21 protein-coding genes are annotated in these 22,884 nt (G+C 61.3%); 12 read left to right on the top strand and 9 right to left on the bottom strand.

Annotated elements, in window-relative coordinates; translation table 11 throughout:
- Positions 1-16 precede the first annotated feature (16 nt).
- From J3P81_RS24555 to J3P81_RS24545, 3 genes are all read right to left on the bottom strand, one after another.
- Positions 17-1,675 (bottom strand): Na/Pi cotransporter family protein, encoded by a 1,659-nt coding sequence (locus J3P81_RS24555; RefSeq protein WP_420766008.1) that lies wholly within the window; start codon positions 1,673-1,675, stop codon positions 17-19.
- 336 nt (positions 1,676-2,011) lie between these two features.
- Positions 2,012-2,779 carry a TerC family protein gene (locus J3P81_RS24550; RefSeq protein ID WP_420766007.1) on the bottom strand — a complete coding sequence of 256 codons (768 nt, stop codon included), beginning with the start codon at positions 2,777-2,779 and terminating at the stop codon, positions 2,012-2,014.
- A gap of 77 nt (positions 2,780-2,856) precedes the next feature.
- A complete protein-coding gene (locus J3P81_RS24545) occupies positions 2,857-4,164 on the bottom strand; it encodes a CitMHS family transporter (RefSeq protein WP_039593443.1) in 1,308 nt (435 codons plus the stop codon).
- A gap of 564 nt (positions 4,165-4,728) precedes the next feature.
- Here J3P81_RS24545 and J3P81_RS24540 point away from each other — a divergent pair.
- Entirely contained in the window at positions 4,729-5,388 is a 660-nt protein-coding gene (locus J3P81_RS24540) for an NAD(P)-dependent oxidoreductase (protein WP_434561436.1), read from the top strand.
- A gap of 5 nt (positions 5,389-5,393) precedes the next feature.
- Here J3P81_RS24540 and J3P81_RS24535 read toward each other — a convergent pair whose 3' ends face one another.
- On the bottom strand, positions 5,394-6,344 hold the full coding sequence (locus J3P81_RS24535) for a choline sulfate utilization transcriptional regulator (RefSeq protein WP_420766005.1): 951 nt from the start codon (positions 6,342-6,344) through the stop codon (positions 5,394-5,396).
- 114 nt (positions 6,345-6,458) lie between these two features.
- Here J3P81_RS24535 and betC point away from each other — a divergent pair, with 114 nt between their 5' ends.
- The 3 genes from betC to J3P81_RS24520 all read left to right on the top strand — a co-directional run bounded on the left by betC (position 6,459) and on the right by J3P81_RS24520 (position 10,635).
- On the top strand, positions 6,459-7,967 hold the full coding sequence (betC, locus tag J3P81_RS24530) for a choline-sulfatase (protein ID WP_434561434.1): 1,509 nt from the start codon (positions 6,459-6,461) through the stop codon (positions 7,965-7,967).
- Positions 7,968-7,990: 23 nt separating this feature from the next.
- On the top strand, positions 7,991-8,911 hold the full coding sequence (gene choX / locus J3P81_RS24525) for a choline ABC transporter substrate-binding protein (RefSeq protein WP_434561432.1): 921 nt from the start codon (positions 7,991-7,993) through the stop codon (positions 8,909-8,911).
- A 155-nt stretch (positions 8,912-9,066) separates the two neighbouring features.
- Complete coding sequence (locus J3P81_RS24520; protein ID WP_434561430.1) at positions 9,067-10,635, top strand: SulP family inorganic anion transporter; 1,569 nt, start codon at positions 9,067-9,069, stop codon at positions 10,633-10,635.
- A 79-nt stretch (positions 10,636-10,714) separates the two neighbouring features.
- On the opposite strand, the gene aroE is transcribed toward J3P81_RS24520, so the two are convergent.
- Positions 10,715-11,536 (bottom strand): shikimate dehydrogenase, encoded by an 822-nt coding sequence (gene aroE / locus J3P81_RS24515; RefSeq protein WP_434561428.1) that lies wholly within the window; start codon positions 11,534-11,536, stop codon positions 10,715-10,717.
- 13 nt (positions 11,537-11,549) lie between these two features.
- On the bottom strand, positions 11,550-12,464 hold the full coding sequence (gene hemF, locus J3P81_RS24510) for an oxygen-dependent coproporphyrinogen oxidase (RefSeq protein ID WP_420766000.1): 915 nt from the start codon (positions 12,462-12,464) through the stop codon (positions 11,550-11,552).
- A 162-nt stretch (positions 12,465-12,626) separates the two neighbouring features.
- On the opposite strand from hemF, the gene J3P81_RS24505 reads away from it, so the two are divergent.
- Positions 12,627-13,604 carry an NADPH:quinone reductase gene (locus tag J3P81_RS24505; RefSeq protein WP_434561426.1) on the top strand — a complete coding sequence of 326 codons (978 nt, stop codon included), beginning with the start codon at positions 12,627-12,629 and terminating at the stop codon, positions 13,602-13,604.
- A gap of 262 nt (positions 13,605-13,866) precedes the next feature.
- On the opposite strand, the gene J3P81_RS24500 is transcribed toward J3P81_RS24505, so the two are convergent.
- The 3 genes from J3P81_RS24500 to J3P81_RS24490 form a co-directional block, all read right to left on the bottom strand.
- Complete coding sequence (locus tag J3P81_RS24500; RefSeq protein ID WP_434561424.1) at positions 13,867-14,424, bottom strand: L-threonylcarbamoyladenylate synthase; 558 nt, start codon at positions 14,422-14,424, stop codon at positions 13,867-13,869.
- A gap of 60 nt (positions 14,425-14,484) precedes the next feature.
- Positions 14,485-15,579, bottom strand: a complete 1,095-nt coding sequence (gene dprA, locus J3P81_RS24495; protein ID WP_434561422.1) for a DNA-processing protein DprA — start codon at positions 15,577-15,579, stop codon at positions 14,485-14,487.
- Between the two features lie 80 nt (positions 15,580-15,659).
- Positions 15,660-16,685: a LysM peptidoglycan-binding domain-containing protein gene (locus tag J3P81_RS24490; RefSeq protein ID WP_434561420.1), complete on the bottom strand. Its 1,026-nt coding sequence runs from the start codon at positions 16,683-16,685 to the stop codon at positions 15,660-15,662.
- A gap of 155 nt (positions 16,686-16,840) precedes the next feature.
- On the opposite strand from J3P81_RS24490, the gene def reads away from it, so the two are divergent.
- From def to J3P81_RS24455, 7 genes are all read left to right on the top strand, one after another.
- Positions 16,841-17,347, top strand: coding sequence for a peptide deformylase (def, locus tag J3P81_RS24485; RefSeq protein WP_053126951.1), 507 nt, complete (start codon positions 16,841-16,843; stop codon positions 17,345-17,347).
- A 71-nt stretch (positions 17,348-17,418) separates the two neighbouring features.
- Positions 17,419-18,378 (top strand): methionyl-tRNA formyltransferase, encoded by a 960-nt coding sequence (fmt, locus tag J3P81_RS24480; protein WP_434561418.1) that lies wholly within the window; start codon positions 17,419-17,421, stop codon positions 18,376-18,378.
- Positions 18,375-19,685 (top strand): 16S rRNA (cytosine(967)-C(5))-methyltransferase RsmB, encoded by a 1,311-nt coding sequence (gene rsmB / locus J3P81_RS24475; protein ID WP_434561416.1) that lies wholly within the window; start codon positions 18,375-18,377, stop codon positions 19,683-19,685. Before fmt ends, rsmB begins: the two co-directional genes overlap by 4 nt.
- 24 nt (positions 19,686-19,709) lie before the next feature.
- Positions 19,710-21,083 (top strand): Trk system potassium transporter TrkA, encoded by a 1,374-nt coding sequence (gene trkA / locus J3P81_RS24470; protein WP_420765993.1) that lies wholly within the window; start codon positions 19,710-19,712, stop codon positions 21,081-21,083.
- 176 nt (positions 21,084-21,259) lie between these two features.
- Entirely contained in the window at positions 21,260-21,571 is a 312-nt protein-coding gene (locus J3P81_RS24465) for a tetratricopeptide repeat protein (RefSeq protein WP_434561414.1), read from the top strand.
- Positions 21,572-21,796: 225 nt separating this feature from the next.
- A complete protein-coding gene (locus J3P81_RS24460; protein WP_434561412.1) occupies positions 21,797-22,039 on the top strand; it encodes a hypothetical protein in 243 nt (80 codons plus the stop codon).
- A gap of 62 nt (positions 22,040-22,101) precedes the next feature.
- A complete protein-coding gene (locus tag J3P81_RS24455; RefSeq protein WP_434561410.1) occupies positions 22,102-22,809 on the top strand; it encodes a DUF2459 domain-containing protein in 708 nt (235 codons plus the stop codon).
- Positions 22,810-22,884 lie beyond the last annotated feature (75 nt).

Here is a 22,884-nt window from a genome sequence, read left to right as displayed (position 1 = left end):
CCGAGACGCCAGTCGTTCAAGGCGAATGGGTGATGTCGGACATTTCGTCGGCGGACAGGGCGCCGATCTCGGATGTTTCCAGCACCACATAGGCGCTGCCGCAGAACAACGAATTCAAGCGCCGCATGTCGGCGATCAGTTCCAAGTGAAGGGAACTCGTCTCAAGGCTTTGCACGACTTTGCGCTGCAAGCGGCTGACATGGGCGTGGGCCATCCGTCGTTCCTGCGCGCGAAAGCGCCGTTTCTCGCGCAGCAATTGGCGAGCACTTTCCCGATCGGCACTGAGGAAGACCGACAATCCCAGGCGCAGGTTAGCGATCAGATGGCTGTGCAGCCCCGCCAACTCTTCCAGGCCCACGTCAGAGAACGAGCGGCGTTGGGAGGTCTTCTGCTGCTGGACCTTGCGCAACATGCGTTCGATGAGGTCACTGGCCAGTTTGAGGTTGATCGCCAGCTCGATGATTTCCGCCCAGCGGCGACTGTCCTGTTCACTGAGATCTTCACGAGGCATTTGCGCCATGTAGAGCTTGATGGCGCTGCACAGCGCTTCGACGTCATCGCTCATGCTGCGCAGTTGTTGAGTGATCGCCGTTTGCTCGCCTCGCAGGACGCCGAGCATGGCCTCGAGCATGTTTTCGATCAGATCACCAATGCGCAGGGTTTCCCGCGCGGCGTTCGCCAGCGCCAGGCTTGGTGTGGCGAGGGCGGCGGGGTCCAGGTGCCGTGACGTGGCTTTGCCATTGGCTTGCGGTCGTTCCGGCAGCAGCCAGGCACAGAGCCTGGCCATCGGTCCGACGCTGGGCAACAGCACCAGGCAACGCACGGTGTTATAGAGCAAATGAAAGCCAATGACGGTTTCCTGGGGGCTGAAATCCAGGCCGTCCAGCCAGCCCACCAGCGGGTCGAGTACCGGAATGATCAGCAGCAGGCCGATCAGCTTGTACAACAGGCTGCCCAGCGCCACCTGGCGTCCGGCGGCGTTCTGCATGCTGGTGCTGAGGAACGCCAGCACGCCGCTGCCGATATTGGCACCGATCACCAGGCCGATGGCGACTGGCAAGCTGATCACCGCAGCGCCGGCGAGGGTCGCGGTCAGCAAAACCGCCGCCAGGCTGGAATAGGAAATCATTGCGAACAGCGCACCCACCAAGGCATCGAGCAGGATGTCGCCGGTCAACGAGGCGAAAATCACCTTCACGCCTTGGGCCTGGGTGATCGGCGCGGCGGCTTCGACAATCAATTGCAGGGCCAGGATGATCAGGCCCAGGCCGATGGAGACCCGGCCCATCTGGCCGACGCGGGTCTGTTTGCGCGACAGGAAAAAAATCACTCCAAGGAAGATCAGCAGCGGCGACAGCCACGACAGGTCCAGGGTCAGCACCCGGGCCATCAATGCGGTGCCGACGTCCGCACCGAGCATGGTCGCCAGGGCAGGGGTCAATGCCATCAGGCCCTGGCCGACGAAGGAAGTGACGAGCATCGCCGTGGCATTGCTGCTCTGGACCATGGCCGTGACCATGATGCCGGCGATGAACGCCAGCCAGCGCCTGGACATGTTCTGGCCAATGACATGGCGCAGGTTCGAGCCGTAGACCCGCAAGATGCCGGTCCGGACGATATGCGTGCCCCAGATCAGCAAGGCCACGGCGGAAAGTAGATTCAGCAGGGTCAGCATGAGGAGCCCCCCGTTAGCGTCCCAGATGGACAAATTGACGGTGCCACATCGTTTTACTTCTTGTACTTAAGCTGTAGTTGCCGAATGGTCCGGGCGCCAGCATTGCACAGCTGAAGATGGGTTTGAAACAAAACTGTCATAAAACAGTTTCCTCGAAAACACCCCGCCCCCTGTAGGAGCGAGCCTGCTCGCGACGGCGGCAGCACATCCAACATCTTTGTTCCAGGCGATCGCTTTCGCGAGCAAGCTCGCTCCAACAGGTTTTGCATTCGAGCGTTTTTTGCAGGCATGAAAAAGGGGCTCACAAGAGCCCCTTCGTTTCACTGCCCTACATCTTTACTGACCCGGGACATCCTTGCGCAGTTTCACCGGATCCTGTTGCTTGCGCTTGCGAGCAATCGCTGTGCGCATCTTGATGTTGATCGCTTCCACCGCCAGCGAGAACGCCATGGCGAAGTAGACGTAGCCCTTGGGCACGTGCACGTCGAACGATTCGGCGATCAGCACGGTACCGACCACCAGCAGGAACGACAGCGCCAGCATCTTCAGCGACGGGTGCTTGTCGATGAACGTGCTGATGGTGCCCGAAGCCAGCATCATCACCAGGACGGCAACGATGATCGCCGCCACCATGACCGGTACATGGGAAACCATGCCCACGGCGGTGATGACCGAGTCCAGGGAGAACACGATGTCGATGATTGCGATCTGGATGATGGTGTAGATGAAGTTGCCACCCTTGACCGACGGCTCATCGCTGCTTTCTTCCTCGCCTTCCAGCGCGTGGTACATCTCCTGGGAGCTTTTCCACAGCAGGAACAAGCCACCGAAGAACAGGATCAGGTCACGACCGGAGATGCCCTGGCCGAACACTTCGAATAGATCGGCGGTCAGGCGCATGACCCAGGTGATCGACAGCAGCAACAGGATCCGAGTGATCATCGCCAGCGCCAGGCCGAAAATCCGGGTGCGCGCCTGCATGTGCTTGGGCATGCGGCTGACCAGGATCGAGATCATGATGATGTTATCGATGCCCAGGACAATTTCCAGGGCGGTCAGGGTAAAGAAGGCAACCCATATTTCCGGGTTGGTCAGCCATTCCATGTGAGTTCCTTTGAGCGAGTGTTAGGCCGCGCCGCGCCTTCGGTTGACCGATAGGGGCGACGCAGCGGGCATTGCTTTTATAGAGTGCTGAACAGCGGAAAAATCCCCATCAGCAAGGCGGCGAACATTATGCACAGGCAAACCAGTACTGCCCACTTCAAGGTGAAGCGCTGGTGATCGCCGAATTCGATACCGGCCAAGGCTACCAGCAGGTAAGTCGACGGAACCAGCGGGCTCAGCAGGTGGACGGGCTGGCCAACGATGGAGGCACGGGCCATTTCGACGCCAGTGATGCCGTAATGGCTGGCCGCTTCCGCCAGAACTGGTAACACCCCGTAATAAAATGCATCGTTCGACATGAAGAAAGTGAACGGCATGCTCACCAGCGCGGTGATGACCGCCAGGTACGGGCCGAGGAAGTCCGGGATGACCGCCAGCAGGCTCTTGGACATGGCGTCGACCATGCCGGTGCCGGACAGGATGCCGGTGAAGATCCCCGCCGCGAAAATCAGCCCGACCACCGCCAGGACGCTGCCGGCGTGGGCCGCGACGCGATCCTTCTGCTGCTGCAGGCACGGATAGTTGACGATCATCGCAATACTGAACGCCACCATGAACAGCACGGGCAGCGGCAACAGGCCGGCGATCAGGGTGCACATCAAGACCAGGGTCAGCGCGCCGTTGAACCAGATCAGCTTCGGACGGCGGGCGTCCGGGAACTGGGAAACGCTGATTTCGCTGTGGTCCATTTCGTCGCCCGCCAGGTGCAATTCACCCAGGCGCGCACGCTCGCGTTTGCCGTACATGTAGGCAATCGCCAGGATCGCCACGACGCCGGCCAACATGGCGGGAATCATCGGCACGAAGATGTCGGACGGATCCACATGCAGCGCACTGGCCGCCCGGGCGGTCGGGCCGCCCCAGGGGGTCATGTTCATCACGCCGCCGGCGAGGATGATCAGGCCAGCCATGATCCTTGGACTCATGCCGATGCGGCTGTAGAGCGGCAGCATCGCGGCCACGCAGATCATGTAAGTGGTCGCGCCGTCACCATCAAGGGAAACGACGAGCGCCAGAACGGCGGTACCGACCGAAACTTTCAACGGGTCGCCCTTGACCAGCTTGAGGATCTTGCGCACGGCCGGGTCGAACAGGCCGGAGTCGATCATCAGGGCGAAATAGAGAATCGCAAACATCAACATCACCCCGGTAGGGGCGAGCTTGGTGATGCCTTCGAGCATCATCGGGCCGATCTTCGGCGCAAAACCGCCGAACAGGGCGAACAGGATCGGGATGATGATCAAGGCGATCAGCGCGGAAAGGCGCTTGGTCATGATCAGGAACATGAACGTGATGACCATGGCAAAGCCAAGGAAAGTCAGCATGGGAAATACTCCAGGCGTGGCGCGGCGGGCAAAGGCGAACCGGTCAGGTCAGCGCAGGATGCAAAGCACGGGGCGGACGGATGGAGTGGGCGCAACGGGATGGGTAGCAGCGGACATCAGAATCACCATTGTTGTTGTTAAAAAGGCCGCACGAGCATCAGCAAGCTCGTTGTAGGCCACCGGTCTGTTGCCGGTAGGTGAGGCGATCCTAATCGCGCAAGCTTTCAGCAGCCTTTCGCAGGCCGACCGTATGACCAATGCATGAAGTTACTTTGTGGCGAGGGGATTTATTCCCGTTGGACTGCGAAGCAGGCCCAAAAGAGCAGACCTCATTCTTTTGAAATTTCGCAATGACAGGTTTCAGGGCCGCTCCGCGCCCAGCGGGGATAAATCCCCTCGCCACAAAAGCGATCAGCGTTTCACTTTGAAGGCTGAAAGATTCAAATACACGTGGGCGTGGTAGCCCTTGATCCGTTGCATCGGTCAATCCTTGATAAAGAGGCGAACCCTCTTGGTTTTCCGCGGGTCAGAGCCTTTACACGCGGGAAAAAAGGAACGCCAGCCATGAAAAACGCGGAAACCCCGGTTATCAAAGTGGTGCTTTATGGCGCCATGAGCAGCCTCGGCAGTGCGTTGATGGCTGAACTGCTGCGACGACAGCATGAAGTAATCGCCATTCTGGATGACCTTACCGCCCTGGCCCCACGCCCGGGACTGCGGGCCAAGACCGGCGATCTGTTCGACCCGGAGCGGGTCAAGCAAAGCGTCGCCGGTGTCAGCGCCGTCGTGTGCCTGTTGAACGCACCGGGATTGCCGATGAACAGCGAGCAGGTGGAGCGCACATTGATTCCCGGCCCGGTGGAGCAAGTCCTGGCGGTAGATGCGTTGATTGCCGGCATGCAAGCGGTGAACATTTCACGGTTGTTTTTGGTGGGTGACTTCGCGGTGCTCGACGAAGAACAAGCCGACGACGACTTGCAGCGCCATGCCGCCGAAGAAGTGCTTGATGCTCTGAAGAACAGCACGCTGCAGTGGACCCTGATCAACGCGCCTTATGCCGCGCCAGGCTTGGGCATCGAACACTTCAGCCAGGTCAGTACCAGTCTCGAGCCGGGCCTGGCCGAAACCCTGGAGCGGCTCAACCGCGTGGCCGTCGGCATCGCCGATGAGCTGCGCTTGAACCTGCATGTGGGCGAGCACGTCAGTTTTGTCACGGCCGTGTAGGCGTATCAAACGGCGATGGAAGGCAGCGGCAAGCCAGTGAGCGACTCGGCGCTGTTGGCCTGTTCTTCCATCAACCAATCCACGAACAACTTGATAAGAACACCGCGGCGCTTGCGCTGGGGCAAGACCACGTAATAACCCAGCCGGGACAGCACCGTTTGGGCGATCGGACGACACAACAATCCTTGGGCCAGCAAGTTATCCACAAGGTGTCGCCAGCCGATGGCGACGCCCTGGCCGCCGATCGCCGCCTGGATGAGCAGCGTGTAATTGTCGAAGCGCAACTGCCCGGGCGCTGGCGGCGAGTTGATGCCTAATTCGCGAAACACACCACTCCAGTCGAACCAGTTGCTGCTGTTGCCCGCGCGCAGGTGCAGCAACGGGAATTCCGCCAAGGCCTGGGCGGGCAAGGGCAGGGGACGTTCTCCGAGCAGCAGCGGACTGCACACAGGGAAAACTTCTTCGCTGAACAGCCAGCGACTTTCGCCTTGTTTGAAGCGACCATCGCCGAACAACACTGCAACGTCGATATCGGTACGGAGCATGTTGTGGTTGCGCTCGCTGGTCACCAAGCTCACATCTACCTGGGGATTGGCGGCGTGAAACCGATGCAGCCGAGGCATCAGCCAATAAGCGGCAAAGGCAAAGTCCGTCGCCACTTGCAGCACTTCGTGCTGGTGCTGGGCGGTGATCGCGTTCAGACCCGCATCGATGCTTTGCAAACCGGCCTGGACTTGCTCGAACAGCAGCGTGCCGGCTTCAGTCAGCTCGATGCCTCGATAGATGCGGTCAAACAGCCGCGTGCCCAGCTGTTCTTCCAACCGTTTGATCTGCTGGCTGATGGCCGGCTGCGTGGTGCCCAGCTCGATCGCGGCCGCGGTGAAGCTTTGCTGGCGAGCCGCTGATTCGAAGACACGGAACAGGTCCAGGGAGAGGTCACCCAAGGCTTCATACATAAGCTGTGCTTATCCTAGTCATTGTCTTGCATGGGCTTTACCCCAAAACTCAGGGGCTACATGCTCAATCGCAGCACTATCGCATAACTGCCTACTATGGAATGCCGCGAATACATGAAGCGCAAGAACATTCTTTTCATCATGGCCGATCAAATGGCCGCGCCAATGTTGCCGATCTATGGTCCGTCGCCCATCAAGCTGCCGAACCTGTCTCGCCTGGCCGACCAGGGCGTGGTGTTCGATGCCGCGTATTGCAACAGTCCGTTGTGCGCGCCGTCACGCTTTACCCTGGTGAGCGGCCAGTTGCCAAGCAAGATTGGCGCCTACGACAACGCGGCGGATTTCCCAGGGGACGTTCCGACGTATGCCCACTACCTGCGCCGCCTCGGCTACCGCACGGCGTTGTCTGGCAAGATGCATTTTTGCGGACCGGACCAGCTGCACGGCTACGAAGAACGTCTGACCAGTGACATCTATCCTGCCGACTACGGCTGGGCCGTGAATTGGGATGAGCCGGATATGCGGCCGAGCTGGTATCACAACATGTCATCGGTGTTGCAGGCCGGCCCGTGCGTGCGGACCAATCAGCTGGACTTCGATGAAGAGGTGGTGTTCAAGGCCCAGCAATACTTGTTCGACCACATCCGCGAGGACGGCGACCAGCCGTTTTGCCTAACGGTATCGATGACACACCCACACGATCCGTACACGATTCCCAAGGCATTTTGGGATTTGTATGACGACAACGAGATCCCACTGCCGCAAACCCCGGCGCAGGCTGAACTCGATCCGCATTCCCAGCGCCTGCTCAAGGTCTATGATCTTTGGGATAAGCCGCTGCCTGTGGATAAGATCCGCGATGCTCGTCGAGCGTATTTCGGGGCGTGCAGCTACATCGACAGCAATGTCGGCAAGTTGCTGCAAACCCTGGAGGACACCGGGCTGATCGACGACACCATCGTCGTCTTCTCCGGCGATCATGGGGATATGCTCGGCGAAAAGGGGCTGTGGTACAAAATGCACTGGTTCGAAATGGCCGCTCGGGTACCGTTGTTGATCAGTGCCCCGGGGCAGTTCGCCAATCGCCGTGTCGGTGCGGCTGTGTCCACCGCCGACCTGCTGCCGACCCTGGTTGAACTGGCCGGCGGTACGCTGGAGCCAGGTCTGCCACTGGACGGCCGTTCGCTGGTGCCGCATCTGCAAGGGCAGGGCGGACATGATGAGGTCTTCGGCGAATACATGGCTGAAGGCACGATCAGTCCGTTGATGATGATCCGTCGCGGCCCGTGGAAATTCATCTATAGCGAGGATGATCCATGCCTGCTGTTCGATCTACGCAACGATCCCAAGGAGCAGCAAGACCTCAGCCAATCGCCCGAACATCAGTCACTGTTTGCTGATTTTCTCGCCGAAGCGCGGGCCAAATGGGACATTCCGACGATTCATCAACAGGTACTCGCCAGCCAGCGACGTCGACGTTTCGTCGCCCATGCGCTGACCCTGGGCAAACTCAAGAGCTGGGATCACCAGCCGCTGGTGGACGCCAGCCAGCAGTACATGCGCAACCACATCGATCTGGACGATCTGGAGCGCAAGGCCCGTTATCCACAACCCTGCCAATAAACCAATAACGTAAGGGGAAGCACATGCAAAAGTTATCCACAGTACTGGCCGCCGGGCTGTTGGCGTTGAGCAGTGTTTCGGCGTGGGCCGAGCAAAGCTGCGAGACGGTCAAAATGGCTGACCCGGGCTGGAGCGACATCGCTGCGACCAACGCCATCACCGGTTTCCTGCTGGAAGGCATGGGTTACAAGCCCAAGGTCGATACGCTTGCCGTGCCGATTACGTTTGGCGGCCTGAAAGATGGTCAGGTCGATGTGTTCCTGGGTAACTGGATGCCGGCGCAGCAGGGCTTCTATGACAAATTCGTGGCCAACGGTGATGTTACGCAACTCGCCAAGAACCTTGATGGCACTGAATTCACCCTGGCGGTGCCCGATTATGTCTGGGACGCAGGCGTGCATAACTTTGCCGACCTGAACAAATTCGCGGACAAGTTCGACAAGAAGATCTACGGCATCGGGTCCGGTGCCCCGGCCAACCTTTCCCTGAAAGAAATCATCAAGACCAACGATTTCGGCATGGGCGAATGGAAGCTGGTGGAGTCCAGCGAACAGGCCATGTTGGCGGAAGTCTCCCGGGCGGTGAAAAAACAGAAGTTCGTGACCTTCCTCGGCTGGACCCCGCACCCGATGAACGTGCAGCTGAAGATGCACTACCTCAAGGGCGGCGAGAAATATTTCGGCGACACCGGCAGCGTGTACACCTTGACGCGCAAAGGTTATGCACAGGCCTGCCCGAACGTTGGCAAACTGCTGACCAACCTGAGCTTCACCCAGGAAATGGAAAACAGCATCATGGCTGAGGTGGTGACCAAGAAAGTCAGCAACGCCGACGCGGCCAAGGCCTGGATCAAGGCTAATCCAACGGTGCTGGATAAATGGCTGGATGGCGTGAAGACCGTTGACGGTAAGGACGCGCTGGCGGCGGTGAAGGCCAAGCTCTGACAGCTGCGCCGGGCTCTTGTGGCGAGGGAGCTTGCTCCCGCTCGGTCGCGCAGCGGCCGCAGAATCGGGCCTGCTGCGCAGTCCAGCGGGAGCAAGCTCCCTCGCCACGTTGGTTCACCTGATACTCTTGCGCCAAACCCCATTCTTGAGGCCCCATGGCAATCCCCACGCGCCATTCGCTGTTTCCATTCCTGAGCTGGCTACCCCGGCAGACGCGCGCCAGTGTCGGCCGTGACCTGGTTGTCGGCCTCAGCGGTGCGATTCTCGCGCTGCCGCAGTCCATTGCCTACGCCCTGATTGCCGGATTGCCACCCGAGTACGGACTGTATGCGGCGATCGTGCCGGTGCTGATCGCCTGCCTGTGGGGTTCGTCGTGGCATTTGATCTGCGGTCCTACGGCGGCGATCTCCATTGTCCTGTACGCCACGGTCAGTCCCCTGGCCGTTCCGGCAACCCAGGACTACATCACGCTGATCCTCTTGCTGACGGTCTTGGCGGGTATTTTCCAATGGCTGCTCGGGTTGTTGCGGTTCGGGGCGCTGGTCAATTTTGTCTCGCATTCGGTGGTGCTGGGTTTCACCTTGGGCGCAGCGGTGGTCATTGCCTTGGGGCAGCTGCCGAACCTGCTGGGCCTGGACCTGCCGAACGAAGCCACGGCGTTGAAAAGCTTGCTTATGTTGTTCAACCACATCGCAGCTGTGGATAAGCCTTCGCTGTTGTTGGGACTGGGCACCCTGGCGCTGGGCATTGTGCTCAAGCGCTTGCTGCCGCGCTGGCCAAGCCTGTTGATAACTTTGGTCATCAGCAGCCTGGTGGTCTGGGTGTGGCCGGCGATGTTCGGGCATGTGGCGTTGGTTAGCGCCTTTGTCGGGCGCCTGCCGCCGTTCACACCGCTGCCGCTGGACCTGGAATTGATCTTGCGCCTGCTGCCCGGTGCCGTGGCGGTGGGCATGCTCGGGCTGGTGACCAGTCTGTCCATTGCCCGGTCGCTGTCGGTCCGCTCCGGGCAGTTGCTCGATGCGAATCAGGAGGTGAGGGCGCAGGGTCTTTCCAATATTGTTGGAGGATTTTTCGCAGGATCGTTGTCAGCCGGTTCCTTCACTCGCTCGGGCCTCAGCTACGAGGCTGGGGCCTGTTCGCCCCTGGCCGGGATGTTTTCGGCATTGTGGGTAGCGCTGTTTGCCGTTGCCGGCGCGAAATTGATCGCGCACATTCCGATTCCCGCCATGGCCGGCAGCATCCTGCTGATCGCCTGGGGCCTGGTGGACCATCGCGGCATCCGGGCGTTGTACCGGGTGAGTCGCTCCGAATTCCTGGTCATGGGCCTGACCTGCCTGGCCACGCTGTTGCTGGAATTGCAAACCGCTATCTACGCCGGCGTACTCGCCTCGCTGTTTTTCTACCTCAAGCGCACCTCCCAGCCACGTGTATACCATAGCCGCGAAGGCGAGGCGGACATCTTGCGGGTGGGCGGCTCGATCTTTTTCGGCGCCAGTCATTATTTGCAGGTGCGTTTGCAGCGTATGCAGGCGCAACGGGTGGTGATCGACGCCCAGCAGATCAACTTCATCGATTATTCGGGCGTGGAAATGCTCCATCAGGAAGCCCGGCGGTTGCGCGGCCAGGGGCGTAGCCTGACCTTGCGTGGGGCAAGACCGCAGGTGGTGGAGGAACTGCTGAAACTGGAAGGAGCGCAGGCGTGCCCGATTCACTTCGAAGAATAGGACACAAGGCAGACATACTCAGTGGCGAGGGAGCTTGCTCCCGCTGGGCTGCAAAGCAGCCCTAGAGGGTCTGTCAGTCTTATAGCGCCAACTGACGACGCAACTCGGCCAGCACCGGCGCCGTATCCGGGCGTACCCCGCGCCACAGGTAGAACGCTTCGCCCGCCTGCTCGGCCAGCATGCCCAGGCCGTCCATCGCCACCGCCGCGCCATGTTCTCGGGCCCAGCGGCAGAAGGATGTCGGCTCCTTGCTGTACATCATGTCGTAGCAGAACGTCTGGCCCGGCTCGATCAGGCTTGCGGCAATCGGCGGTACATCGCCCGTCAGGCTGGCGGACGTGGCGTTGATGACCAGGTCTACCGGCTCCTTCAACCAATCAAAACCACTGGCCGAGACCGGGCCCAGGTCGGCGAACAGCTCAGCCAGCAACTCGGCTTTTTCCACCGTCCGATTGGCGATGATCACCGACGCCGGTGCTTCGGCCAGCAGCGGTTCCAAGGCGCCGCGCACCGCACCGCCGGCGCCGAGCAAGAGGATGCGCTTGCCCTTGAGGCTGAAACCGGCGTTGACGGTCAGGTCCCGCACCAGCCCCGCACCGTCGGTGTTGTCGCCCAAGAGGCGGCCGTCGACCAGTTTGCTCAAGGTGTTGACCGCCCCGGCGCGCTGCGCCCGGTCGGTCAAGCTGTCAGCCAGGCGGAAGGCGTCTTCCTTGAACGGCACGGTGACGTTCGCCCCACGGCCCTCGCGGAAAAATTCCCGGGCGCAACCGGCAAAATCCTCCAAGGGTGCCAGCAACGTGCTGTAGTCCAGCACCTGCCCGGTCTGCTCGGCAAACAGGCGATGGATCATTGGCGACTTGCTGTGGCCGATCGGGTTACCCATTACAACGTAGCGGTCCATTGATAATCCCCGTTCAGACCGTGGCCAGCCAATCGCGATCCTGCAGGAAGTACTCGGTCAGGCGAGCCTCTTCGCTGCCCGGTTCGGCTTTCCAGTCATAACTCCAGCGGACCTGCGGCGGCAGGGACATCAGGATCGACTCGGTACGCCCGCCCGATTGCAGGCCAAACAGCGTGCCTCGGTCATAGACCAGGTTGAATTCCACGTAGCGTCCACGGCGGAACTCCTGGAATTCCCGCTGCTTGGCCGTGAACTTGTCATCCTTGCGACGTCGCACGATTGGCAGGTACGCATCGATGTAGGCATCGCCAATGGCGCGCATGAAGGCGAAGCTGGTGTCGAAGTCCCACTCGTTCAGGTCATCGAAGAACAGGCCGCCGATGCCCCGGGGCTCGTTGCGGTGCTTGATGTGGAAGTAGCTGTCGCACCAGGCCTTGTAGCGCGAATAGATATCCGGGCCGAACGGTTCGCAGGCTTGCTGGGCAATGCGGTGCCAATGCACGCAATCTTCTTCCACGCCGTAATAAGGCGTCAGGTCGAAGCCACCGCCAAACCACCAGACCGGCTCCTCGCCTTCCTTTTCGGCGATGAAAAAGCGCACGTTGGCGTGGGACGTCGGCACATGGGGGTTGTGGGGGTGGATAACCAGTGACACGCCCAGGGCTTCGAAGCCGCGCCCGGCCAGCTCAGGCCGGTGGGCACTGGCTGACGGTGGGAGACCGCTGCCGAAGACGTGGGAAAAGTTGACGCCGCCCTTTTCGATCACCGTGCCGTTTTCGATCACTCGCGTACGACCGCCACCTCCGGCTGGCCGGGTCCAGGCGTCCTCGACGAAGCGAGTGCCACCGTCCTCGGTTTCCAGTGCCGCGCAGATGCGGTCTTGCAGGTCCAGCAGATAGGCTTTCACGGCCTCGGTGCGAGTAGTCATGACATCACCTTGATCAGGGCTACGCTGCTCGGCGTACAAGGCCGCCGGCAAAATGGGCGCACAGGATAACACCGCATCCGCCCACACCACAGTTGACGTGGATCAAGCTTAGGAGTCCGATAGCAGGCTTGGTAAAAGTCACACAATAAGGAGAAAGTGAAGATGGCCAAACGCATCCAGTTCAGTTCCCACGGCGGCCCAGACGTACTTGAGTTCGTGGATTACCAGCCCGCCGAGCTCGCTCCGCAACAGGTCCGCGTGAGCAACAAGGCCATCGGCCTGAACTTCATCGACACCTATTACCGCAGTGGCCTTTATCCGCCACCGGCCTTGCCGTCGGGGCTCGGTGCGGAGGGCGCGGGTGTGGTCGAGGCCGTTGGTTCGGACGTCACGCGTTTCAAGGTCGGTGACCGCGTCGCCTACGGCAGTGGTCCGCTGGGGGCGTACAGCGATGTCCACGTATTGCCCGAGGCCAATCTGGTCCACTTGCCCGAGGCCATCAGCTTCGAACAGGCTGCCGGGGTAATGCTCAAAGGCCTGACCGTGCAATACCTGCTGCGTCAGACTTACGAGCTCAAGGGCGGCGAGACTGTTCTGTTCCACGCCGCCGCCGGTGGCGTGGGCTCCTTGGCCTGCCAATGGGCCAAGGCTTTGGGCGTAAAACTGATCGGCACTGTCAGCTCGGCGGAAAAAGCCGCCATCGCCAGATCCCATGGCGCCTGGGAAGTCATCGACTACAGCAAGGAAAACGTCGTACAGCGCGTGCTGGAATTGACTGACGGCAAGAAAGTCCCAGTGGTGTACGACGGGGTTGGCAAAGACACTTGGCTGACGTCGTTGGATTGCACGGCGCCGCGTGGCCTGGTGGTGAGCTTCGGCAATGCTTCTGGTGCGGTGGACGGCGTGAACCTGGGGATTCTCTCGGCCAAGGGCTCGCTGTACGTCACCCGCCCGACCCTGGCGACCTACGCCAACAATGCCGAAAACCTGCAGCGCATGGCCGATGAGCTGTTCGGGATGATCGCCAGTGGCAAGCTCAGCGTGGATATCAATCAGCGATTCCCGCTGGCTGAAGCGGCCAAGGCGCATACCGAATTGTCGGCGCGGCGGACGACGGGGTCGACGATCCTCCTGCCCTGATCCAGTGGCCGCTAAAAGACCGGTGGGAGCGAGCTTGCTCGCGATAGCGGTGTATCAGTCAACATCTATGCTGACTGACCTGACGCCATCGCGAGCAAGCTCGCTCCCACAGTTGCTTTGTTCATAAATACTGCGTGAACACAAAACCCTGTGGGAGCGAGCCTGCTCGCGAAAGCGGTGTATCAGCCAACATCGATGCTGGCTGACCTGACGCCTTCGCGAGCAGGCTCGCTCCCACAGTTGATTGTGTGCTGACAATAAGTCAGTCCGGGCGCACCACCTTGCCCGTCGCCAAATCACGAATCACGCTCGGGTTCTTGCGCCCGCCCAGGTTACCGCCCAGCACCAGATCGAGCTGGCCGCGGAAATACTGTTCGACGCGGATGCGCGTGCGCGCCGCCGGCCGGCCTTGTGGGTTGGCCGACGTGGAGACCAGCGGGCCGATCAACGAGCACAAGTCACGGACGATAGGATGATCGCTGACCCGCAGCGCAACGGTGTCATGCACGCCGGTGATCCACTCCGGCAACAGATCCTGGTGCGGCACCAGCCAGGTATTGGGCCCCGGCCAGGTGCTGGCCATGCGGTCCATCCAGGTTTCGGGGAAGTCTTCGAACAGAAAGTCGAACTGGCGAATGTTGTCAGCCACGAGTATCAAGCCCTTGTCGGGCCTTCGGGACTTGATCGCCAACAGACGCTCCACCGCATCCTCGTTCCACGGATCGCAACCCAGGCCCCAGACCGCTTCGGTTGGATAGGCAATCACCGCCCCGGCGCGAATTTCTCGCGCGGCTTGTTGCACACGCCAACTGTTGACCATGAAACATTCTCCGCAACGCAAATAAGGCTGTGGGCAGTTTACCGATCTTCCCCATAAAACCTAGCGTGCGAACCAACGACCGTTGTCACAAATGGCGCGTCCCTCCATTTCCAGCTCGGTCAACGCCGCCAGCACCTTGGGCAGACCCCAGCCGCTGGCGTCGGCCAACGCCTCGCTGCTCAGCGGTGCGGCATGCAGCAGGCGCAGCAGCGGATGGGTCACGGGCACAGGCTCGGCGGCCAGCGGCAGCCGCTGCCAACCGCGCAATGCTTCGAGAATGTGCTCGACAGTTTCCACCAGCGCCGCCCCGTCGCGGATCAATTGGTGACAACCTCTGGCCCCAGGATGATGAATCGACCCTGGAATGGCATACACCTCGCGACCCTGTTCCGCCCCCAGCCGGGCGGTGATCAGCGAACCGCTCGCGACACTGGCTTCGACCACGAGCACGCCGAGGGATAAGCCGCTGATGATCCGGTTTCGACGCGGGAAGTTGCCGGCGTTGGGCGCTGCGTCCAGCGGAAACTCCGATATCACCGCGCTGCCCTGGGCAATCATTGCCTCCGCCAGCCGTCGATTGCGCTGTGGATAAAAATTTTCGAGGCCGGTGCCCAGCACGCCGATGGTTTGCCCGCCGACATCCAGTGCCGCTTGATGGGCAGCGGCGTCGATGCCCAAGGCCAGGCCGCTGGTAATGACAAAACCGGCGCCGGCCAGGCTTCGAGAAAACGCCGCCGCCGTATCCATGCCCGGGCGGGATGCCCGGCGACTGCCGACCATGGCCAGCTGCGGTTTTTCCAGGATCGAGGCGTCGCCCGCGACCATCAGCAGCGGGGGCGCGTCGCTGATCTGGGCGAGCAAAGCGGGGTAGTCAGGCTGGTCCCACATCAATAAATGCTGGGCCGGACCGTCTAGCCAGGCCAATGCGTGGGCGGCACCGTCGCGTATTTGCGGGGCGCGTCGGGCCTCGGCGCACGTGGCCGGCAACCCCAGCGCCCGCCATGCGCTGGCCGGTGCGCTGATGGCTTTGGACGCTGAGCCAAAAGCCTCCATCAGGGTCATGAAACGTTTAGGCCCCAGTTCCGGCAAGCGATGCAAGCGCAGACGGGCCTCCAGTTCCGCAGGCGGAACCGAAGCAGATTCAGGCAATGGCATGTGATCAATCCTTGATCGTTATAGCCCCGTTCAAGCGGGAACAAGCTGTGGATAACTCTGTTGGTAACTTGTGAGACACGTTACGGATTGCGCACCTTGTCGAGTATCGCCAGCGATCGCGAGGCGTACAGCACCAGGCCATAACTGAGTTTGTCGTAGGTGCGGAATACCATCAGCAGGCCGGCGCGTTCGTCCGGGATTTTCACCGCTGCACCGGTGATACGGTCACGCACGGTTTCGCCGGTCTTCATCACGGCCAGAACGTTGCCCTCAACCAGCCCGTCGCGCCGCCCCTTGTTCAGCGTCACCACGTCCATCGCGCCGATCTGCGTTACGCCACGGGGTACGTCGAGGATGAGCCCCTGGATGTCCGATTTCGGCGCGCTGGGCATGAAAGTCGAATTGATCGAGCGCTCTTCGCCGCTGAACAGGCGATCGCCCAGGCGTACCTCTTGCGTGGTCCGTCGCAGGGCCAGTGTCGTGACATCGCCTTCGGTGGCAACGATTTCACCGCTGCCGATGTCATCGGCATTGATGCCCAGAAACTCCTTGGTCTCGGGATCGGTGTAGACCTTACCCTGGCGGAAGATGCCATAGGCCGGCTGGCTCGTGTCGAAGTCGCCGCGGGCGAAGATCCGGTCGCCGGTGCCGCTGAGCACTCGTTCGGCGTCGCCTGCAACGACGTAGGGTGCCTTGTTGAAATCTTCCGCCGTGTCGACGATGCGGTTGCTCAGCAAAAAACTGTTAATGGCCTGCAGCGGGATGCTCGGGATCGCGTCAGCCACCGGTGAACTGCGAATGCGAGGCGACAGCTTGATGGTGCCGCGTGAGGTGCCGCGATTGAGGGTCAGGCGCGGCTGGCCGTTGATGTAGACCAGCGACAGGGTGTCGCCGGGGTAGATCAGGTTGGGGTTTTCGATCTGCGGGTTGGCCTGCCACAGCTCGGGCCATTTCCATGGTTCGCGCAGGTATTTGCCGGAAATGTCCCACAGCGTGTCCCCCGTCGCCACTGTGTATTGCTGGGGAAAACCTTCCCGAAGTTGCACTTGCCCGTGCGCGATACCGGCCGAAGCCAGGAGCAGCAGGGCGAGTAGTGATTTCCTCATGCGGTGAATCCCTTTATTATGTGCGTTCGCGTAAAACGCCAGAGCCCCCGTGGCTCGCTCTGTTTCAAGAGCAACGTTTTACAACGGTAGCCTGCATCCCAATACACGCCAGGCAAGCCACCCGACTTTACTTCACACGTGCATTTATCAAGCTTATGGCCATTTTGAACATTCTCGAATTTCCGGACCCGCGCCTGCGCACTATCGCCAAACCGGTGGCTGTAGTGGACGACGAAGTGCGTCAGCTGGTCGATGACATGTTTGAAACAATGTATGAGGCGCCAGGCATCGGCCTCGCCGCGACCCAGGTCAACGTGCACAAGCGTATCGTCGTCATGGACCTCTCCGAAGACCGCAGCGAGCCCCGGGTGTTCATCAACCCCGAGTTCGAAACGCTCACCGACGAGATGGAGCAGTACCAGGAAGGCTGCCTTTCGGTGCCGGGCTTCTACGAAAACGTCGACCGTCCGCAGAAGGTCAAGATCAAAGCCCTGGACCGCGACGGCCAGCCTTACGAGTTGATCGCCGAAGGCCTGCTGGCGGTGTGCATCCAGCATGAATGCGACCACCTCAACGGCAAGCTGTTCGTCGATTACCTGTCTAATCTCAAGCGTGACCGGATCAAGAAAAAACTGGAGAAGATCCATCGCCAGAACGCTTGATGCCCCTCTTCAAAGGCTTGCCGCGGCAAGCCTTTTTCTTTTTGCGACTGCTTTGTAACTGAGAGCTTCCCATGACTGAGCCACTGCGCATCGTCTTTGCCGGCACTCCCGAATTTGCCGCCGAACACCTCAAGGCCCTGCTGGCCAGCCCCCATGAAATCGTCGCGGTCTATACCCAGCCGGATCGTCCTGCCGGTCGCGGACAGAAACTGATGCCCAGCCCGGTCAAGCAGCTTGCCTTGGAGCACGGCTTGCAAGTCCTGCAACCGCCGACCCTGCGCGATGCCCAGGCCCAAGCAGAACTGGCGGCGCTGGAGCCGGATTTGATGGTGGTGGTTGCCTACGGCCTGATCCTGCCGCAAGTGGTGCTGGATATCCCGCGCTTGGGTTGCATAAACAGCCACGCCTCGCTGCTGCCGCGCTGGCGCGGTGCCGCGCCGATCCAGCGCGCCGTGCAGGCGGGCGATGCCGAGAGCGGCGTGACCGTCATGCGCATGGAAGCAGGCCTGGACACCGGGCCGATGCTGCTCAAGGTCAGCACCCCCATTGGCGCCGAAGACACCGGTGGCAGCCTGCACGACCGCCTCGCGCTGATCGGCCCGCCAGCAGTGGTCCAGGCCATTGCCGGCCTGGCCGCCGGCACGCTGGAAGGCGAAGTGCAGGATGACAGCCTCGCCACCTACGCGCACAAACTGAACAAGGACGAAGCCCGCATCGACTGGAGCCGCCCGGCCGTTGAGTTGGAACGCCTGGTGCGCGCCTTCAACCCTTGGCCGATCTGCCACAGCATCCTGAACGGCGAAGCCCTGAAAGTGCTGGCGGCCAGTTGCGCCGAAGGGAAGGGCGCACCGGGAGAAATCCTCAGTGCCAGCAAGGACGGCCTCGTTGTCGCGTGTGGCGATCAAGCATTGTGTCTGACACGTCTGCAATTGCCCGGCGGCAAGGCGCTGGGCTTCAGCGACTTGTTCAACAGCCGTCGTGAGAAATTTGCCGTCGGCACCGTCCTCGGCCAAGTGGCGGACGCTTCATGAACCCGCGTCTGGCCGCCGCCAAGGCACTTGCCGCGGTACTCAGCGGGAAAGCCTCGCTGAACAGTTCCCTGCCGACCCAACTGGACAAGGTCGAAGATCGCGATCGCGGCTTCACCCAGGACCTGGCGTTCGGCACCGCCCGTTGGCAACCGCGCCTCTCGGCCCTCGCGGCGAAGCTGTTGCAGAAACCGTTCAAGGCCGCCGATGCCGACGTCGAAGCGCTGCTGCTGGTGGGGCTCTATCAACTGCTCTACACCCGCGTCCCCGCCCACGCCGCCATCGGCGAAACCGTGGGCTGCGCCGACAAGCTGAAAAAGCCCTGGGCCAAGGCCCTGCTCAATGCCGTGCTGCGCCGCGCCCAACGGGAAAGCGAAACTCTGCTGGGTGAACTGGAACACGACCCGGTGGTGCGCACCGCCCACCCGCGCTGGTTGCAGAAATCCCTCAAGGCCTTCTGGCCCGAGCAATGGGAAGCCATCTGCGCGGCGAACAATGCCCACCCGCCGATGATCCTGCGGGTCAACCGTCGCCACCATACCCGCGATGCCTACCTTGCGTTGCTGGGCGAGGCGGGCATCCCGGCCATCCCGTGCCAGTACAGCCGCGACGGCATCGTCCTGGAAACCCCGGGCGATGTGCGTGCACTGCCGGGCTTCGCCGAGGGCTGGATCAGCGTCCAGGACGAAGCCGCGCAATTGGCCGCCGACCTGCTGGAGCTGGCGCCCGGCCAACGGGTGCTGGACGCCTGTTGCGCGCCGGGTGGCAAGACTTGTCACATCCTCGAGGCCGAGCCGAAACTGGCCGGCGTGGTGGCCGTGGACCTGGAAGCCAAGCGCCTGGTGCGAGTGAAGGAAAACCTTGAGCGCCTGGGCCTGGACGCCGAACTATTCGCCGCCGACGGTCGCGACACGGCTGCGTGGTGGGACGGCAAGCCGTTCCAGCGCATCCTGTTGGACGCGCCTTGCTCGGCCACCGGCGTGATCCGTCGCCATCCGGACATCAAGCTCACCCGGCAGCCGGACGACATTGCCGCATTGGCCGTGTTGCAAGGCGAACTGCTTGATGCCATGTGGTCGACCCTGGACGTGGGCGGCATGCTGCTCTACGCCACCTGCTCGACTTTGCCGACGGAAAACACCGAAGTGATCGAAGCATTCCTCGCTCGCACGCCGGGTGCCCGTGAGCTGGACATTGCCACCCAGGCTGGCATCAAGCAGCCCCATGGCCGGCAGTTGTTGGCCCAGGAAGGCGGGCACGACGGGTTCTATTACGCCAAGCTGATCAAAATCGCCGCCGCACGCGGTTAAAACCGATTCGATAGGAGTGACTGGATGAAAATCATCATCCTGGGTGCAGGGCAGGTTGGCGGTTCGCTGGCGGAACACCTCGCCAGCGAGGCCAACGACATCACCGTGGTCGACACCGACGGCGAACGCCTGCGCGACCTCGGCGACCGTCTCGACATTCGTACGGTACAAGGGCGCGGCTCCCTGCCGACGGTATTGCGCCAGGCCGGCGCCGACGACGCCGACATGCTGGTGGCGGTGACCAACAGCGACGAAACCAACATGGTCGCCTGCCAGGTCGCCCACACGTTGTTTCACACCCCGACCAAAATCGCCCGGGTTCGCGAAGGGGCCTACCTGACCCGCGCCGACCTGTTCGACAACGAAGCGATCCCGGTGGACGTGCTGATCAGCCCCGAGCAGGTGGTGACCAACTACATCAAGCGCCTGATCGAACACCCCGGCGCCCTGCAAGTGATCGATTTTGCCGAGAGCAAGGCGCAACTGGTGGCGGTCAAGGCCTACTACGGCGGACCGCTGGTGGGCCAGCAACTGCGCCAATTGCGCGAGCACATGCCCAATGTCGAGACCCGCGTGGCAGCGATTTTCCGCCGTGACCGGCCGATCCTGCCCCAGGGCGACACCGTGATCGAAGCCGATGACGAAGTCTTCTTCATCGCCGCCAAAGCGAATATTCGCGCGGTCATGAGCGAAATGCGCCGCCTCGACGAAAACTACAAACGCATCGTCATCGCCGGCGGCGGCCAGATCGGCGAACGCCTGGCCGAAGCCATCGAAAGCCGCTACCAGGTCAAGATCATCGAGATGAACCCGGCACGCTGCCGCTACCTCTCCGACACCCTCGACAGCACCGTGGTGCTGCAGGGCAGCGCCTCCGACCGCGACCTGCTGCTGGAAGAAAACATCGCCGACGCCGACATCTTCCTGGCCCTGACCAACGACGACGAAGCCAACATCATGTCCTCGCTCCTGGCCAAGCGCCTGGGGGCCAGGAAGGTCATGACCATCATCAACAACCCGGCCTACGTCGACCTGATCCAGGGCGGCGACATCGACATCGCCATCAGCCCGCAACTGGCAACCATCGGCACCTTGCTGGCCCACGTACGCCGCGGCGACATCGTCAGCGTCCACTCCCTGCGCCGCGGCGCGGCCGAAGCCATCGAAGCCATCGCCCACGGCGACGCCAAATCCAGCAAAGTCATCGGCAAAGCCATCCGCGACATCGGCCTACCGCCCGGCACCACCATCGGCGCCATCATCCGCGACGAAGAAGTGCTCATCGCCCACGACGACACCGTGATCCAGACCGGCGACCATGTGATCCTGTTCCTGGTGGATAAGAAGCACATTCGTGATGTGGAGAAGCTGTTCCATGTGGGGTTGAGCTTCTTCTGATCCAGGCTGTGCAGTGGCAGTCATGGCCTCATCGCGAGCAAGCTCGCTCCCACAAAGGCTCGCTGTCGTTCACAAATATTGTGATCGACCGAGATCCACTGTGGGAGCGAGCTTGCTCGCGACAGCTATCTAACTCCCAGCAGATCCATCACTGACACAACAGATAAGGACGCCCCATGCTCGACTCCCTGGAAAAAATGCTCGCCAAGGGCATGGACAACGCCCTCCTGCGCTTCGGCCTCGGCAAAGGCTACCTCGACCTAGGCGAATTCCCCCGCGCCGCCGAACACCTCCAACGCTGCGTCGAATTCGACCCCAAGTATTCGGCGGCGTGGAAACTACTGGGCAAGGCTCATCAGGGCCAAGGCGATGCTGCGGCGGCCCGGCAAGCCTGGGAACAAGGCCTGGAAGCCGCCCGCGCCCACGGTGACAAACAGGCTGAAAAAGAAATGGCTGTGTTCCTGAGGAAGCTGGATCGCCATTCCTGAATCCACACAAAACTGCTTTTGTGGCGAGGGAGCTTGCTCCCGCTTGACTGGGCTGGCGCTCCAGTGCGCAGCACTCACAAAAAAGCCTACCGCGTTCTCAATACCAGCCCATCAAGCAGCCAACACGATCTGTCTGGCTGCTTACTGACAGGCTTTCACCGCTTCAGCATCGGCCCCCAACGCACCCTCTCGATACTGATCACCAAGACCTGACCGGAGACATACATGTCCGAAATTACTCAATTGGTCATTGCCTTGGTGTTGTCCTTTCTGCTTGATCGATTCCTCAAACCGTATCTGCTGCGCAAGTGGCTAGGCGTGGTGTTGGTGGCGGCGGGTGTGGTTGGCTGCTTTGTGGCAGGTCAGACTCGTGTGTTGGGGTTTGATCTGGGGTTGCTGTCGGTTTTTGCCGTGGTGATAGGGATGGGATTGTTCATGAAGCGGCGGCGGTTTGAGGAGGTTAGCTGAGGGGGGATGGCGGATGGATTAATATCAGGTAATAAATCCGTTCCCTTAAGTGGTCCCTGTGTATGCGCATTGCAGTGTTGGCCCTGGTCCTCACGCTGTTCGGCTGCGCTAGCGCGTCGGACCCGCCGAGGGGCGAGGGTGGCGGTTGGCGGTCCTTCTATGTGGTGAATCATGGCCTGCATACTGGGTTGGTGATTGCACGCTCCGATCTGCTTCAAGTGCTTCCCGCACTGGTCGAAGCATTCAGCGAAGGCGACTTCGTTGAGTTCGGCTGGGGTGACGAGGATTTCTACCGAGCCCCACAAGCCACCTTGAGCCTCGCCCTGGGAGCCTTGTTCGGGTCGACGGCAACCGTGCTGCATGCGGTCAAGATTGACGGGGACCCGAGGCGGCGTTTCGCCGCAAGCGAGGTCATCGAGGTGCGGGTGACGGAGGACGGCTACCGACGACTGCTAGCGTTCGTGGCCGGGACCTTCACCCGCTCAGCGACGGGCACCTTGGTGGTGCTCGGGCCTGGCCTGTATGGAGAGAGCCGGTTCTACCAGGCCGAGGGTCACTATTCGCTGTTTTATACCTGCAATACCTGGGTCGCAGAGGCGCTGGCCGCGAGCAACTGCCCAATGTCGCCCGTAGCGGTGATTACGGCGGGGAACGTCATGTCGCAGTTGCGCCGAGCGACAGCGGTCGGCGCTTTTTGCGGGCTTGCTCCCACAGTGGGCGGCGTTGGGCTCGGTGTTCGGTTCGACACATCCCCCCTCGTGTGGAAGTGAGAGCAAATTTCCCCTTCCTGGTAGCCAGTCCCTGTGGCGATTAAGGCGCTTGATGCCGACAGAACCGCTTCCGGA

It is taken from the genome of Pseudomonas sp. R1-6 (genome assembly GCF_051132115.1).
Taxonomy (GTDB): Bacteria; Pseudomonadota; Gammaproteobacteria; order Pseudomonadales; family Pseudomonadaceae; genus Aquipseudomonas.
The sequence above is the reverse complement of the archived record's forward strand: the minus strand, read 5'-3'. Positions and strand labels throughout refer to the sequence as shown.

What these genes read in the sequence shown, in the direction of transcription:
- J3P81_RS24505 (WP_434561426.1), top strand. Translation starts at nt 12,627, where the DNA reads ATGGCCAAACGCATCCAGTTCAGTTCCCACGGCGGCCCAGACGTACTT.
- J3P81_RS24455 (WP_434561410.1), top strand. Translation starts at nt 22,102, where the DNA reads ATGCGCATTGCAGTGTTGGCCCTGGTCCTCACGCTGTTCGGCTGCGCT.
- betC (WP_434561434.1), top strand. Translation starts at nt 6,459, where the DNA reads ATGAAGCGCAAGAACATTCTTTTCATCATGGCCGATCAAATGGCCGCG.
- J3P81_RS24500 (WP_434561424.1), bottom strand. Translation starts at nt 14,424, where the DNA reads ATGGTCAACAGTTGGCGTGTGCAACAAGCCGCGCGAGAAATTCGCGCC.
- J3P81_RS24490 (WP_434561420.1), bottom strand. Translation starts at nt 16,685, where the DNA reads ATGAGGAAATCACTACTCGCCCTGCTGCTCCTGGCTTCGGCCGGTATC.
- fmt (WP_434561418.1), top strand. Translation starts at nt 17,419, where the DNA reads ATGACTGAGCCACTGCGCATCGTCTTTGCCGGCACTCCCGAATTTGCC.
- choX (WP_434561432.1), top strand. Translation starts at nt 7,991, where the DNA reads ATGCAAAAGTTATCCACAGTACTGGCCGCCGGGCTGTTGGCGTTGAGC.
- dprA (WP_434561422.1), bottom strand. Translation starts at nt 15,579, where the DNA reads ATGCCATTGCCTGAATCTGCTTCGGTTCCGCCTGCGGAACTGGAGGCC.
- aroE (WP_434561428.1), bottom strand. Translation starts at nt 11,536, where the DNA reads ATGGACCGCTACGTTGTAATGGGTAACCCGATCGGCCACAGCAAGTCG.
- J3P81_RS24460 (WP_434561412.1), top strand. Translation starts at nt 21,797, where the DNA reads ATGTCCGAAATTACTCAATTGGTCATTGCCTTGGTGTTGTCCTTTCTG.
- J3P81_RS24555 (WP_420766008.1), bottom strand. Translation starts at nt 1,675, where the DNA reads ATGCTGACCCTGCTGAATCTACTTTCCGCCGTGGCCTTGCTGATCTGG.
- J3P81_RS24520 (WP_434561430.1), top strand. Translation starts at nt 9,067, where the DNA reads ATGGCAATCCCCACGCGCCATTCGCTGTTTCCATTCCTGAGCTGGCTA.
- hemF (WP_420766000.1), bottom strand. Translation starts at nt 12,464, where the DNA reads ATGACTACTCGCACCGAGGCCGTGAAAGCCTATCTGCTGGACCTGCAA.
- trkA (WP_420765993.1), top strand. Translation starts at nt 19,710, where the DNA reads ATGAAAATCATCATCCTGGGTGCAGGGCAGGTTGGCGGTTCGCTGGCG.
- def (WP_053126951.1), top strand. Translation starts at nt 16,841, where the DNA reads ATGGCCATTTTGAACATTCTCGAATTTCCGGACCCGCGCCTGCGCACT.
- J3P81_RS24545 (WP_039593443.1), bottom strand. Translation starts at nt 4,164, where the DNA reads ATGCTGACTTTCCTTGGCTTTGCCATGGTCATCACGTTCATGTTCCTG.
- rsmB (WP_434561416.1), top strand. Translation starts at nt 18,375, where the DNA reads ATGAACCCGCGTCTGGCCGCCGCCAAGGCACTTGCCGCGGTACTCAGC.
- J3P81_RS24550 (WP_420766007.1), bottom strand. Translation starts at nt 2,779, where the DNA reads ATGGAATGGCTGACCAACCCGGAAATATGGGTTGCCTTCTTTACCCTG.
- J3P81_RS24465 (WP_434561414.1), top strand. Translation starts at nt 21,260, where the DNA reads ATGCTCGACTCCCTGGAAAAAATGCTCGCCAAGGGCATGGACAACGCC.
- J3P81_RS24535 (WP_420766005.1), bottom strand. Translation starts at nt 6,344, where the DNA reads ATGTATGAAGCCTTGGGTGACCTCTCCCTGGACCTGTTCCGTGTCTTC.
- J3P81_RS24540 (WP_434561436.1), top strand. Translation starts at nt 4,729, where the DNA reads ATGAAAAACGCGGAAACCCCGGTTATCAAAGTGGTGCTTTATGGCGCC.